The sequence below is a fragment of the Micromonospora sp. NPDC049048 genome, from assembly GCF_043197615.1.
Taxonomy (GTDB): Bacteria; Actinomycetota; Actinomycetes; order Mycobacteriales; family Micromonosporaceae; genus Micromonospora.
The window spans coordinates 61,456-76,378 of sequence record NZ_JBICTM010000013.1 but is presented as its reverse complement, the minus strand read 5'-3'; the positions used below and the strand labels follow the sequence as shown (position 1 = coordinate 76,378).

The 14,923-nt window shown below is 74.9% G+C and carries 4 protein-coding genes and 1 pseudogene; 1 reads left to right on the top strand and 4 read right to left on the bottom strand.

All coding sequences use genetic code 11. The features are described 5' to 3' along the window. The coding region (locus tag ACGFIG_RS29580) for a type I polyketide synthase (protein WP_393008481.1) at nt 1-2,817 on the top strand (2,817 nt) is incomplete at its 5' end. 341 nt (nt 2,818-3,158) lie between these two features. Here ACGFIG_RS29580 and ACGFIG_RS29575 read toward each other — a convergent pair. The 4 genes and pseudogenes from ACGFIG_RS29575 to ACGFIG_RS29560 form a co-directional block, all read right to left on the bottom strand. Then, nucleotides 3,159-3,359 (bottom strand): ferredoxin, encoded by a 201-nt coding sequence (locus ACGFIG_RS29575; protein ID WP_393008485.1) that lies wholly within the window; start codon nt 3,357-3,359, stop codon nt 3,159-3,161. A gap of 129 nt (nt 3,360-3,488) precedes the next feature. After that, on the bottom strand, nt 3,489-4,364 hold the full coding sequence (locus ACGFIG_RS29570) for an FG-GAP repeat domain-containing protein (protein ID WP_393008483.1): 876 nt from the start codon (nt 4,362-4,364) through the stop codon (nt 3,489-3,491). A 73-nt stretch (nt 4,365-4,437) separates the two neighbouring features. Continuing rightward, nucleotides 4,438-5,634: an alpha-hydroxy-acid oxidizing protein gene (locus ACGFIG_RS29565; RefSeq protein WP_393008479.1), complete on the bottom strand. Its 1,197-nt coding sequence runs from the start codon at nt 5,632-5,634 to the stop codon at nt 4,438-4,440. A 97-nt stretch (nt 5,635-5,731) separates the two neighbouring features. Then, nucleotides 5,732-14,902 (bottom strand): annotated as a pseudogene (locus ACGFIG_RS29560) (type I polyketide synthase); the annotation flags it as partial. Between the last annotated feature and the right edge of the window lie 21 nt (nt 14,903-14,923).

The following is a 14,923-nucleotide window of genomic DNA, read 5'->3' as shown; positions in this document are numbered from 1 at the left end:
ACCCTGCTCGAAATCGGCCCCGACACCGTCCTCACCACCGCCGCCACCGGCGACACCACCACCGCCATCGCCACCACCCACCGCAACAAACCAGAAACCCACACCCTGGCCAGAGCCATCGGGCAGCTCTTCACCACCGGCACCGCCCCCGACCCCGACGCCTACCTCGCCGGGGCACGGCCGGTCGAGCTGCCGACGTACCCGTTCCAACACCAGCGGTACTGGCTGCTCACCGATGACGCTCCCGCCGACGCCGGCGGGCTCGGGCTCGGCGCCGCCGACCACCCGCTGCTCGGCGCGGTGCTGGGGCTCGCCGGCTCGGAGCGGACCGTCCTCACCGGACGGCTGTCCCTGCGCGAGCAGCCGTGGCTCGCCGACCACGCCGTCCTGGGCACCGTTCTCCTCCCCGGCGCCGCGTTCGTCGAACTGGCCCGGCGGGCCGCCGAGCACGTCGGCCTCGACCTCGTCGAGGAGCTGACGCTGCACGCCCCGCTGGTGTTGCCGACCGACGGTGCCGTGCGGATACAGGTGGAGATCGGGGATCCCGACGACTCCGGACGACGGCCGCTGCGGGTGCACTCCCGGCGTGCGGACGCGCCGGACGGCGAGCCGTGGACGCAGCACGCGAGCGGCCTGCTCGACGCCGCCGGGGAGCCCGACGCCGGCTGGCCCGGTGAGTGGCCGCCCGCCGACGCCGTACCCGCACCGGTCGAGGACCTCTACGACCGGGTTGCCGAGCTCGGCGTCGACTACGGACCCGCGTACCGGGGGCTGGTGGCGGCCTGGCGTCGCGGCGACGAGCTGTTCGGCGAGGTCGTGCTCCCCGCCGACGCGCCGGCTGGCCGCTACGGGCTGCACCCGGCGCTGCTGGACGCGGCGCTGCACCCGCTGTTCCTGGCGTCCGGCACCGACGGTCCGCTGCGCCTGCCGTTCAGCTGGCAGGGCGTACGGGTGCTGGCCACCGGAGCGACGACGCTGCGGGTACGACTCACCCCCACCGCCGGCGACGCGTACGCCCTGGCGCTCGCCGACGGCACCGGGATGCCGGTGGCCACGGTCGAGTCCCTGGTCGCGCGGCCGGTGACGGCCGACCAGCTGCACGCCTCCGCCGGCCCGAACGGGCTGCACCGGCTGGACTGGGTGCCCGTACCCACGCCCGCGGCTCCCACCGGCGCCGACGACGTGTTCCAGGTGGGAGCCGGTACGGACGCCGAGGCGGTACGCCGCGCCGTGCGGCAGGCCCTCGCGGCGATCCAGGAGTGGCTGCCCGGGGACCGTTCCCCGCTGGTGTTCGTGTCACAGGGAGCCACCGACGGCACCAACCCGGCGGGCGCGGCGGTCTGGGGTCTGGTCCGCTCCGCGCAGACCGAGCACCCGGACCGCTTCGTCCTCGTCGACACCGACGACCCGGCTCTCGTCGGCGCGGCGGTCGCGACCGGGGAACCGCAGGTCGCCGTACGCGGCGGTGTGCTGACCGTGCCGAGGCTCGCGACGCAGACGGGCGGCCCGGAGCGTGCCCTGTTCGACCCGGCCGGCGCCGTGCTCGTCACCGGCGGCACGGGCACCCTGGGCGCCGCGCTGGCCCGCCACCTCGTCACGACGCACGGTGCGCGGCACCTCGTGCTGGCCTCCCGCCGGGGTCCGACCGCGCCGGGCGCGGCGGAGCTGACGGCGGAGCTGGAGTCGCTGGGCGCCAGGATCACGGTCGCCGCCTGCGACGCCGCCGACCGTACGGCGCTGTCGGAACTGCTGGCGTCCCTGCCCGACCTGGTCGGCGTCGTGCACGCCGCGGGTGTGCTGGACGACGCGACGATCGAGTCGCTCACGCCGGAACGGGTCGACGCGGTACTGCGGGCGAAGGTCGACGCTGCGCTCAACCTGCACGAGCTGGCGGGCGACGTCGAGTTGTTCGCGCTGTTCTCCTCGGCGACCGGGATCCTGGGCACGGCCGGCCAGGCGAACTACGCGGCGGCGAACGCCTACCTGGACGCGCTGGCCACGTACCGCCGGGCGGCCGGCCTCGCGGCGACGTCGCTCGCCTGGGGCCTGTGGGCCACGGACGGTGGGGCGATGACCGGGCACCTGACCGGCGCGGATCTGGCCCGCATCGGCCGCGGTGGGGTGTTGGCGCACTCCGTCGAGGAAGGGCTCGCCCTGTTCGACGCGGCCTGCCGCACGGACGAGCCGTGCCTGGTCCCGATCAAGCTGGACGTGGCCGCCCTGCGCACGAGTACGACGGCGCCGCCCCCACTGCGCTCCTTCACCCGTCCCCGCCGCACCACCTCGGCGGGCACCTCGGTGCCGATCTCCCGCCGCCTCGCCGGGCTCACCGAGCCGGAACAGCGCGACGTGCTGCTCAACCTGGTACGCACGAACGTGGCCTCGGTGCTGGCCCACGATTCGGTGGAGTCCATCGCGGCGGACCAGGCGTTCAAGCAGTTGGGCTTCGACTCGCTGACGGCGGTGGAGCTGCGCAACCGGCTCAACCAGGCCACCGGGCTGCGGATGCCGGCGACGCTCACGTTCGACCATCCCACGCCTGCGGCGCTCGTCGAGCACCTGATCGAGGAACTGGGCGGCAACCCGGCGAAGCTGCGGCTGCGTACGCTGGCCGACGGCATCGCCCGGCTGGAGGCGACGCTGGACGAGGTGGAGACGGCGGACGCCGCCGACACGGAGATCGCCACAGCCTTGCAGCGGCTCCTGACCAAGTGGCGGGACAAGTCCCAGCCGGCGCCGACCGAGCGCGCGGACCTCGCCTCCGTCACGGCCGACGACCTGTTCGACATCCTCGACAACGAACTCGACAACGTCTGAACCGCCACGAGGGCCGTGGCGGAGGCCGTGGTCCTGGCTGGGGCCGGGGGCGCACGTTCCCGGCCCCGGCCGGTGACTCTTGGGCGTCGGACGTGCAGGCCGACCGGCTCGGGCCGCCCTGCCCCAGATGTGCGGGCAGCTCGACACCGACCTGACGATGCACCGGGACGCTGCCCGCCGACCGGCCCGGAGAAGGCCGTACCCCGCCGACCGACCCGGACCGGGCCGCGACCCGCCGCGGCACGCGGCGGACCGCTACCGGAAACGAAAAATGGGCCGCCTACGGCGGCCCGTGACGGGTGTCGGCCCGCCGGACGGTCGTCCGCCCGGCGGGCCCGTCGTCACCGCCCCGGGGCGATCCGCGTCCCGTCCTTCGCGTCGATCACCGAGATGGCCTCCACCGGGCAGAACTCGGCGGCCTCGATCACCCGGTCCGACGGCGCCACCACGTCGGCCAGCGGTCGGGAGACGAGGTCCATCGCGAAATGGTCCGGCGCGCTGCCGACACAGAACCCCGAACTGATGCATCGGACCTGATCCACCGCGACCCGCCATTCGCCCTGGTCGCCTGCTCCGTTCGCGCTCACCGCTGCTCCTCTCGTCGATCCGTCGTGTCGGGTCGCCGGGCCGCGCTCGGCGGGTCGCCCGGCTGTGGTGCGAGCCGACGCATGTCAGCTCACCACCGAGTACTTCTGCCAGCCGGTCGCGACGACCTCCGGCGCGGACAGCGTCGCGAAGGGCCGGTCCGGGTCGAACGTGCCGTTGTGCAGGTGGACGACGAGGGTTCCGTCGGGGCGCAGGCCCATCAGGTCCGGCCGACCGTCGAGGTCGATGTCGGTCACCGTGATGATGTCGTACTCCTGCCAGCCCCGGGCGAGCGTGAACCAGCGGCCCTCGCCGCGCCACCACGGGCCCTCGCCGGAGGTGTCGTGCGCGAACTCGTACAGGTCGAGGTCGCCGTTGGCGCGACGGACCAGGAGGTCGGGCCGGCCGGTGCCGGTGACGTCGGCCATCGCGAGCGGGAAGTCGTCGACGTCGACGGTCACCAGGCGGTGCGCGGTGCGGTCGTACGTCTCGTTCTGCTTGACCTCGCGCTGGTTGAAGAACGCGTCGACGTGGCCCGCGTCCTGCTCGCGGCCGAACATGTCGTCGCAGCCGTCCAGGTCGACGTCCGCGATGCCGAGGGTCTCCCACTTCTTGTCGTCCCGCGCGCCGGAGATCCGGATCGGCTCGCCGAGGGTGTCGAGGCCGTTGAGCCCGCCCCGGTTCGGATAGAGGAAGATCCCGTGGGTCTCGTTCACCGGCCGCATGCTCAGGCCGATGACGTCGGCGTAGCCGTTGCCGTTGACGTCGATCGTACGGACCAGTCCGTGGTTCCGTTGCGGGTGGAAGCCGGTGCTGATCAGCTCCGGTTCGCCGAAGGTCTCACTACCACGGAAGCTGCCACTGTGCGGGAAGACCAGCAGTTCGCCCGTGACGTCGTCGCGGACCATGACGTCCATCCTCCCGTCCCCGTTGAACGAACGGCAGTGACCATTCCCGGCCATGCGTGCCACAAATACCTCCACGTACGCGCCGACATACGACAGTCCGACAATGACGAAGTCTTCAAAGAGGGAATCAGCGGAACTTCACGTGTGAACGGTTCAGCTCGCTCACCGAGGAGACGCCGAGGAGCTTCATGGTGACCTCGATCTCCCTGCTGAGGATCTCCATGGCCCGCACCACGCCGCGCCGGCCGCCGGCCATCAGCCCGTACTGGTAGGCCCTGCCGACCACGGCGGCGGTGGCGCCCAACGCGATCGCCGCCACGATGTCCGCGCCCGAGGTGATGCCCGTGTCCACGAGCACCTCGACCCGGTCGCCGACCTCGTCGACCACATTCGGCAGCAGCTCGACGGGCACCGGGGCGCGGTCGAGCTTGCGACCGCCGTGTGTGGACAGCCACACCCCGTCGACGCCGACGGCCGCGACCCGCTTGGCGTCGGCGACGCTCTGCACGCCCTTGGCGACGAGCTTGCCCGACCACGCGCCGCGCAGCCACTCGACGTCCTCGATGCACAGCCGCGGGTTGAACACCCGCTTGATCATGTCGGAGGCGGACCCGCCGGTGGCCTTGAGCACCTGCGGGGACGGGGTGCCGGCCCCCCACTGCCGGGCCCACCAGCCCGGGTGCAGGAACGCCTCGGCGAAGGTGGCGAGGCTCATCGACGGCGGGATGGTGAGCCCGTTGCGGATGTCGCGCCGGCGCGGTACGGAGATCGGCGTGTCCAGGGTCAGCAGGATGGTGTCGAACTTCGCCTCCTCCGCGAGGGCGAGCAGTTCCTTGACCATCGCCCGGTCCTCGGCGAAGTACAGCTGGAACCAGTGCCGGCCCTCCGGCGCGGCGGCGGCGACGTCCGCCAGTGACGTGGTGGCCAGGGTGGAGACCGAGTACGGGATGCCGAACTGCTGCGCGACCGAGGCGACCGCGGGCTCACCGTCGGCATGCATCACCCGGTTGAACCCGACCGGGGCCAGGGCGAACGGCAGGTTCTGCCGCTTGCCGAGCACCGTCCGGCTGGTGTCCAGGTTGGACACGTCGCGTAGCACCGACGGCTGGAACTCGATGTTGGCGAACGTCTCGCGGGCGCGGCTGAGGCTGCGTTCGCTGTCCGCCGCCCCGTCGCAGTAGTCGAACACCATCCGGGGTACGGCCCTGCGGGCGAGGTCGCGCAGGTCGGCGATGCCGGCCGCGCGCAGCAGCCGACGCTCCGTCGGGTTCCACGCCATCTTGGGCGGCTTGATCAGGGTGCTCATCCGAGCGGACTTGCTCATGGGGGCTTCCTTCCGAAGGGGGGTGGCGAAGGGGCCGCTGCTCGTCGTGGGTCTGCTAGGCGACGAGGGCCCGCTGTGCGAGCAGCTCCTCGACCACCTCGGCAGGAGTCGGGTGGTCGTAGACGAGCGCGGCCGTCAGCTCCAGCCCGGTGAGGGTCTCGAGCCGGCGCCGCAGCTCCACGGCGGTGAGCGAGGAGAAGCCGATGTCGAGGAACTCCTGCTCCTCGTCGACCGTGGCGGCCGACGGCAGACCGAGCGTGTACGCGGTCTGGGCCAGTACCACCCGGGACAGCACCGCGCGGCTCTCGGCCTCGTCGGCACCGTCGAGCAGCCTGCGCAGTTCGTCGGGGCTGTCGATGTCGAGCGTGTCGTCGGCGGTCCCGGTGAGGTGCCGCGTCGCGTCCGGCAGCTCCCGCAGCAGCGGGCTCGGCCGGTACCGGGTGTAGTCGGGCACGAACGAGGCCCAGTCCACGGCGGCGGCGACCCGGCCGACCGCGCCCGCGCCCACCGCCGCGCCGAGCTGCTCGACGGTGAGGTCGGCGCCGACCGCGATCGACACCGCCCCGTCGCGCTGCTGGGCGATCGCGTCGAACACGGCTGCCGTCTCGACGGCGCCGGCGACCCCGAACAGCTCGTCGACCGTGTACACGAGCACGAGCCGCTGCGCCGTGGCGGCGAGGGCGGTGGCGACCGGGTCGTCGGCCTCGCTGGTGACGACCACCGTCTCGGCGGTACCCGTGGTGACCGTCGCGCCCGCCGCCTCCAGCAGGGCGGCGATCCGGGCCGCCTCGGACCCGCCGTGCAGCGCCACCGTGCCGGTCGGCCGCCACGGCTCACCGGTCGGCGCGATGGCCCCGACGAGCCGGCGGGCGAAGACTCCCGCCGGGCGCAGCGCCACCTGGTCCTCGTCCGCGCCCCGGGTGAGCACGCGGCAGAGGGCGGTCAGCGACCGCTCGTCGAGTTCCTCCGGCAGGTCGACGACCCCGCCCCAGGCGCGGGGCGTGGCGACGGCGGCTGCCCGGCCGAAGCCCCACACCGCTGCCCCGGCCAGGTCGGTGACCCGCTCGGCGGGGGTGACCGCGACCGCGCCCCGGGTCAGGCTCCACACCCGGGTGTCGATGCGCGCCTCGTCCAGCGCCCGGACCAGCGCGGCCGGTGCGGGGCCGCCGGGGGTCGTCAGCACCCCCGCCACCACGTGGTCCGGCGCCAGGTCGAGCAGCTCGGCAGTCGTGGCGTCGCGGTAGCCGCGCACGTCGGCGCCGTGCCGGGCCAGTGCCTCGGCGATCCGGCCGGCGTCCGCCGGCACGAGCCAGACGCCCTGCGGCGCCGCCACCGGTAGCTCCGTCACCGCGGACCAGCGCAGCTGGTAGCCCGGCGCGGGCCCGCGCCGCCACGACGACAGGGCCACCATGACGTCCTTCAGGGACGCGGTGTCGTCCAGGCCCAGCAAGGCGCCCAGGTCGTCGCGCTCGACGGCGGCCCAGAAGTCGTCGCCCGGCGCGGCGACGGCGGGGGCGTCGGGCCACAGGCGGGTGCGCTGGAAGGCGTACGTGGGCAGGTCGACCCGGCGCGCGCCGGCGAAGAAGGCCGCCCAGTCGACGGGTACCCCACGGCTGTGCAGTCGGGCCAGCGCCTCGGTCGCCACCAGCGGCGCGTCCCGGTCGGCGCGCTGGGCGGGGACGAATTCGGCGTCCGCCACGCACTCGCGGCCCAGCGCCGTGAGCACCGCGTCGGGACCCAGTTCGAGGAAGGTGCGTACGCCGCGTGCCGCCAGCGCCTCGACCGCCGCGGCGAAGCGCACCGTCGCCCGTACCTGACGCACCCAGTACTCGGGCGTCAGTTCGGCGGGCTCGCCGGTGACCGTGGAGAGCACGGGGATCGCCGGAGGCCGGTGGGTGACGGACTCGGCGACCGCGCGGAACTCGTCGAGCATGGGGTCCATCAGCGGCGAGTGGAACGCGTGCGACACGGTCAGCCGCCTGGTCTTGCGCCCGGTACGGGCCAACTCGTCGGCGATCGCCAGGGTGGCGGCCTCGTCGCCGGAGAGCACCACCGAATCCGGCCCGTTCACCGCCGCGATCGCCACGTCGCCCGAGAGCAGCGGCGCCACCTCGTCCTCCGTGGCGCGTACGGCCACCATCGCACCACCGGCCGGCAGCGCCTGCATCAGCCGACCACGGGCGGCGACCAGCCGGGCGGCGTCCGGCAGGGTGAGGACGTCCGCCACGTGCGCCGCCGCCAACTCGCCGATCGAGTGCCCCGCCACGAAGTCCGGCCGCACCCCCCACGACTCGAACAACCGGAACAGCGCCACCTCCACCGCGAACAACGCCGGCTGCGCCCACCCCGTCAGATGCACCTCCTCAGAGCCGAGCACCCCCCGCAACGGCCGCTCCAGATGCCGGTCAAGCTCCGCACACACCTCGCCGAACGCCCGCGCGAACACCGGAAAGGACAACAACTCCGCCGCCATCCCCACCCGCTGCGAACCCTGCCCGGTGAAGACCACGGCGGTCGCCCCGGCGGTGTCGGCGACCCCGCCGACCGCACCGGGGGCGTGCTCGCCCCGGGCCAGCGCGGAGAGGCCGGCGCGCAGCTCGGCCAGGTCCCGGCCGAGCACGGCCGCCCGGTGCCGCTGGGCGGTACGGGTGGTGGCGAGCGAGAATCCGACGTCCACGGCGGACGCGTCCCCGGTGAGGTGGGCGGCGAGCCGGGCCGCCTGGTCCCGTAGCGCGGCCTGGTCCCGGCCGGACAGCAGCAGGGGCACCACCGGCACCTCGGCGGTCGAGTCCACCACGACCGCCTCGGGCGCCTGCTCGATGATCGCGTGCGCGTTGGTGCCGGAGATGCCGAACGAGGAGACGCCGGCGCGGCGCGGGCGTCCCGTCTCCGGCCAGGGCACCGCCCCGGTCAGCAGCCGCACGGCCCCGTCCGCCCAGTCCACGTGCGGCGACGGCGCGTCGACGTGCAGTGTCTGCGGCAGCACGCCGTGCCGCATCGCCTCCACCATCTTGATCACGCCGGCCACGCCGGCCGCCGCCTGGGTGTGCCCGATGTTCGACTTGATCGAGCCGACCCAGAGCGGGTGCTCGCCCCGGTCGCGGCCGTACGTCGCGATGAGCGACCGGGCCTCGATCGGGTCGCCCAGGGTGGTGCCGGTGCCGTGCGCCTCGACGGCGTCCACGTCGACCGGTCGCAGCCCCGCGTCGGCGAGCGCCTGGTTGACCAGGCGCTGCTGGGAGGGGCCGTTCGGGGCGGTCATGCCGTTGCTCGCGCCGTCCTGGTTGACGGCCGTGCTGCGTACGACGGCGAGCACCGGGTGGCCGTTGCGGCGCGCGTCGGAGAGCCGTTCGAGCACCAGCACCCCGACGCCCTCGCCCCAGCCGGTGCCGTCGGCGCCGGCCGCGAAGGACTTGCACCGGCCGTCCGGCGCGAGGGCCCGCTGGCGGCTGAAGTCGATGAACGCGTTGGGCGTGGCGAGCACCGTCACGCCACCGGCCAGGGCCAACGCGCACTCGCCCCGGCGCAGCGACTGGGCGGCCAGGTGCAGGGTGACCAGCGACGACGAGCAGGCGGTGTCGACGGTGACCGCCGGCCCCTCCAGGCCCAGCGCGTACGACACCCGGCCCGAGACCACGCCGCCGGCGACGCCGGTGCCGATGAAGCCGTCCAACTCGGCGGGCAGGTGTTGCAGGTGCGCGCTGTAGTCGTGGTACATGAGGCCGGCGAAAACCCCGGTGCGGCTGCCGCGCAGGGTGGCGGGGTCGATGCCGGCGCGCTCGACCGCCTCCCACGAGGTCTCCAGGAAAAGCCGCTGCTGCGGGTCCATGGCGAGGGCCTCGCGTCGGGAGATGCCGAAGAACTCGGCGTCGAACCAGGCCGCGTCGTACAGGAACGCGCCCTCGCCGCAGTAGGTGCGGCCGGGCTTGTCCGGGTCCGGGTCGACGAGGTGGTCGAGGTCCCAGCCCCGGTCGGTCGGGAATCCGGCCACCGCGTCGACGCCCTGCGCGACCAGGTCCCACAGCTTCTCCGGGGAGGTGGCGCCGCCGGGGAAACGGCACCCCATGCCGACGATCGCGATCGGGTCGTCGGTGCCGTCGGACGTGGCCACGACCACGGCGGCGGCCGGCCCGCCGGCGAACAGCTCCGCGTCCAGGTGCTCGGCCAGCGCCGTCGGATTCGGGTAGTCGAAGACCAGCGTGACGGGCAGCCGCAGGCCGACCGCCGCGTTCAGGCGGTTGCGGAACTCGACGGCGGTCAGCGAGTCGAAGCCCAGCTCCTTGAAGGCCTTCGTCGCGCCGACCGCCTCGGCGCCGCCGTGCCCGAGCACGACCGCGACCTGCGTACGGACGATGTCGACCAGCTCCTTGCGGCGCTCGGCCGGGCCCCGGCCGGCGAGGTTCGCGAGCAGGTCGGAGGCCGCCGCGGCGTCGGCGGAGACCTGGCGGCGCGCCGGGGTGCGGACCAGGCCGCGCAGCACCGTGGGCAGCACCCCGCCGGTCGCCTGCTCCCGCAGCGCGCCGAGGTCCAGGTGGATCGGCACGAGGGCGGCCTCCGGGGCGCCGAGCGCCTCGTCGAACAGCGCGAGGCCGTCCTCGGTGGAGAGCGGCCGTACGCCGGAGCGCCGCATCCGGGCGAGGTCGGCGTCGTCGAGGGCGCCCGTGAGACCGGTGCGCTGCGCCCACATGCCCCAGGCCAGCGACACGGCGGGCAGGCCCTGTGCCCGCCGGTACGCGGCGAACGCGTCGACGAAGGCGTTGGCCGCCGCGTAGTTGCCCTGGCCGGGGCCGCCGAGGACGCCCGCGGCCGAGGAGAAGACGACGAAGGCGCTCACGTCGCCGACCAGCTCGTGCAGGTTGACGAGCGCGTCGACCTTGGGGCGCAGCGCGGTCGCGACCCGCTCCGGGGTGAGCGAGGCGATCATCCCGTCGTCCAGGACGCCGGCCGTGTGCACGACCGCCGTGGGCGGGTGCTCCGCGACGAGCGCCGCCAGCGCCTCGCGGTCGGCGGCGTCGCAGGCGGCGACAGTCACGTGCACGCCCTGGGCGGTCAGCTCGTCGTGCAGCGTCCGCAGGTCGTCGGTCATGCCGCGACGGCCGGCGAGCACGAGGCGACGGACGCCGTGCCGCGCGACGAGGTGCCGCGCGACGAGGCGGCCGAGCGTTCCGGAGGCGCCCGTGACGAGGACGGTGCCGCCGATCTCCGGTGCGCTCGCCGGCTGCCCGGACGCCTTGGCGAGGCGCGGTACGAGGACGTCGGCGCCGCGCAGGGCGAGCTGCGGCTCACCGGTACGCAGCGCGGGCACCAGGTTCGACGCCCACTGCCCGCCCGCGACGTCGACGAGGACGAACCGGCCGGGGTTCTCGGACGCGGCCGAGCGCAGCAGGCCCCACACGGCGGCGAGCGCGGGCGCCGTCGCGTCGGTGGCCCCCTCGGTCAGCACGACCAGGCGGGCGGCGGCGAACCGGTCGTCGGCGAGCCACTCCTGGGCGGCGGCGAGGGTGCGCTCCACCGCCCGGTAGGTCGCCCCGACCAGGTCGTCGCCGTCGCAGGTGACCGGCAGGACCACGTAGTCGGGGACCTCGGCGATCGCGGCGAGGCTGTCGTACGCGGTGGCGCCGGGCAGCTCGCCGCCCACGACCGCCACCGTGGCGGCGCCGTCGCCCACCGGGACCGGCACCCAGTCGAGCACGTGCATCGCCTGGTGGCGCGGGTTGGTCAGGTCGGCCAGCGCGTCCGCGGGCAGGCGGCGCACGGCCAGCGCGTCGATCGTGGCGACCGGCGCGCCGGCGTGGTCGGCGACGGTCACCGCGACGGCGTTCGGGCCCGCCGCCCGGATGGTGACCCGCAGCCGGGCGGCGCCGGTGGCGTGCAGGCTCACCCCGTGCCAGGCGAACGGCAGCCAGGGCCCGCCCGCGCCGTCGTCCGAGGTGAACACGCCCAGGCCCAGCGGGTGCAGCGCCGCGTCGAGCAGCGCGGGGTGCAGGCCGAAGCCCGCCACCTTCGCCGCCTCGGGGGCGGTTACCTCGGCGAACAGCTCGTCGCCCCGCCGCCACACGGGGCCCAGGCCGGCGAAGGCGGGCCCGTACGTCACGTCGAGCGACGCGAAGCGGTCGTACAGCTCGCCGGTGTCCAGGGCCTCGGCGCCCTCCGGCGGCCAGACGCCCGCCGGGGCCGCCGCGCGGTCGTCGGCGCCGGGGGTGCCGGTGCCCAGGGTGCCGGTGGCGTGCCGGGTCCACGGGCCGTCGCCGTCGGGCCGCGAGTGGACGGTCAGCCGGCGGGCGCCGTCCGGGCCGGGCTCGCCGACGCGGAGCTGGACCTGCACGGCGCCGCGCTCCGGCACCACCAGGGGCGCCTCGAGCGTCAGCTCCTCGATCCCGGTGGCGCCCACCTCGTCGCCGGCGCGGACCGCCAGCTCGACGAAGGCCGTGCCGGGCAGGAGGATCCGGCCCGCCACCCGGTGGTCGGCGAGCCACGGGTGCGCCGAGGTCGAGAGCCGTCCGGTGAGCAGCACCCCGTCCGCGCCGGCCAGCGACACGGTCGCGCCGAGCAGCGGGTGGCCGGTGGAGCCCAGGCCGAGGCCGGTGGCGTCGACCGGGCCGCCCGCCCCGCTGGGCCAGTAGGTCCGGCGCTGGAAGGCGTACGTGGGCAGGGCCACCGGGTGGGCCGGGGCGGTGACCAGCGTGGCCCAGTCGGGCCGTACGCCCCGGGTGTGCGCCTGGCCCAGCGAGAGCAGGAACCGGCGCAGGCCGCCCTCGTCGCGGCGCAGCGTGCCGACGACCGAGCCGCCGTCCGCCTCGTCGAGCAGGTCCTGCACGGCCGGTACGAGCACCGGGTGCGAGCTGACCTCGACGAAGGAGTCGATGCCGTCGGCGACGAGGCCGCGTACGGTCTGCTCGAACTCGACGGTCTGCCGCAGGTTGCGGTACCAGTACTCGGCGTCCATCCCGGCGGTGTCGAGCAGTTCGCCGGTGACGGTCGAGTAGAGCGGGACGTCGCCGGCGCGGGGCCGGACGGGGGCGAGGACGCGGAGCAGCTCGTCGCGCATCGACTCGACGTGCGCGGAGTGCGAGGCGTAGTCGACGTCGATGCGTCGCGCCCGGACCCCGTCGCGTTCGCACTCGGCCAGCAGCTCGTCGAGCGCCTCGGGGGCACCCGAGACGACCACGGTGGACGGCCCGTTCACGGCGGCGACCGACAGCCCCGGGCGCAGCCGCCGGGCGACCTTCGCGACCGGCTCGGACACGGACACCATGCCGCCCCGCCCGGCGAGGTCCACGGCGATCAGCTGGCTGCGCCGGGTCACCACGAGAGCGGCGTCGTCGAGGCTGAGCGCGCCGGCCACGCAGGCGGCGGCGATCTCGCCCTGCGAGTGCCCGACCACGGCGGCGGGCTCGACGCCGTGCGAGCGCCACAGCGCCGCCAGCGAGACCATCATGGCGAACAGCGCGGGCTGGACGACGTCGACCCGGTCCAGGGAGGCGGCGCCCGGTACGCCCCGCAGCACGTCGAGCAGCAACCAGTCGGTGTGCCGGTCCACGGCGGTCGCGCACTCGGCCATCCGGGCGGCGAAGACGGGTGCGGTGTCGAGCAGTTCGGCGGCCATGCCCAGCCACTGGGAGCCCTGGCCGGGGAAGAGGAACGCGGTGCGCTCGCCGGCGTCGGCGAGCCCGGTGACGAGGTTGCGGGCGGCTCCGCCGTCGGCCAGCGCGTCGAGGGCGGCGGTCAGCTCCGCCCGGTCCCCGACGAGGACGGCGCGGTGCGGGAGCCGGGCGCGGGTGCTGGCGAGCGCGTACGCGACGTCGTGCGCGCCGTGGTCGTCGCCCAGGTGGGCGCGCAGCCGGACCGCCTGCTCGCGCAGCGCCGTCTCGGTGCGGGCCGACAGCACCCACGCGGTGGGGCCCTCGGCCGGCGCGGGGGTCTGCGGGGCCTCGGTGGCCGGCGGCTCCTCGATCAGCACGTGGGCGTTGGTGCCCGAAATGCCGAACGACGAGACGCCCGCCCGGCGTGGGGTCTCGCCACGCGGCCAGGACACCGGCTCGCCGAGCAGCCGGACCGCGCCGTCGGTCCAGTCCACGTGGTGCGACGGCTTGTCGACGTGCAACGTGCGGGGCAGTTCCTCGTGCCGCAGGGCCATGACCATCTTGATCACACCGGCGACGCCGGCGGCGGCCTGGGTGTGCCCGAAGTTCGACTTCACCGAGCCGAGCCAGAGCGGCCGGTCGCGCTCCTGGCCGTAGGTGGCGATGAGCGACTGGGCCTCGATCGGGTCGCCCAGCGTGGTGCCCGTGCCGTGCGCCTCCACCGCGTCCACGTCGGCCGGGGTGAGCCCGGCGTTGGCCAGCGCGGCGCGGATGACCCGCTGCTGCGACGGCCCGTTCGGCGCGGTGAGGCCGTTCGACGCGCCGTCCTGGTTCACCGCCGAGCCGCGCACCACGGCCAGGACGCGGTGCCCGTTGCGGCGCGCGTCCGACAGCTTCTCCAGCACGAGTACGCCGACGCCCTCGCCGAAGGCCGTGCCGTCCGCCGCCGAGGCGAAGGCCTTCACCCGGCCGTCCGGGGCGAGCCCCTTCTGGCTGGAGAACTCCACGAACGTGCCGGGCGTGGCGATGACGCAGCTGCCGCCGGCCAACGCGAGATCGCAGTCGCCGCTGCGCAGCGCGTGGGCGGCCACGTGCACCGCCACCAGCGACGACGAGCACGCCGTGTCGACGGTGACGGCGGGGCCCTCCAGCCCCAGCACGTACGACACCCGGCCGGACACGACGCTGCCCGCGACGCCCGTCATCGTGTAGCCGATCAGGGCGTCCATGTCGCTCTGCATGGCGCTCAGGTACTCGACGCTGTTCGCGCCGACGAACACGCCGGTCCGGCTGCCCCGCAGCGAGTGCGGGTCGATCCCGGCGTGCTCGAACGCCTCCCACGAGGTCTCCAGCATCAGCCGCTGCTGCGGGTCCATGGCCAGCGCCTCGCGCGGGCTGATGCCGAAGAAGCCCGCGTCGAAGTCGGTGGCGTCCGGGATGAAGCCGCCCCGCCGTACGTAGCTGGTGCCGGTGCCGCTGTCCGGGTCGAACAGGTCGTCCAGGTCCCAGCCCCGGTTGGTGGGGAAGTCGGTGATCCCGTCCCCGCCGGACGACACCAGCTCCCACAACTCGTCGGCGGAGCGTACGCCGCCGGGGAAGCGGCAGCCGATGCCGACGATGGCGATCGGCTCCCGCTCCGTGGCGGTCCGCAGCTTGCGCCGCGTCTCGTGCAGGTCGGCCGTCACACGCCGGAGGTACTCGACAAG

Coding starts and splice junctions, on each gene's coding strand:
- ACGFIG_RS29565 (WP_393008479.1), bottom strand. CDS start 5,634: ATGAGCAAGTCCGCTCGGATGAGCACCCTGATCAAGCCGCCCAAGATG.
- ACGFIG_RS29570 (WP_393008483.1), bottom strand. CDS start 4,364: ATGGCCGGGAATGGTCACTGCCGTTCGTTCAACGGGGACGGGAGGATG.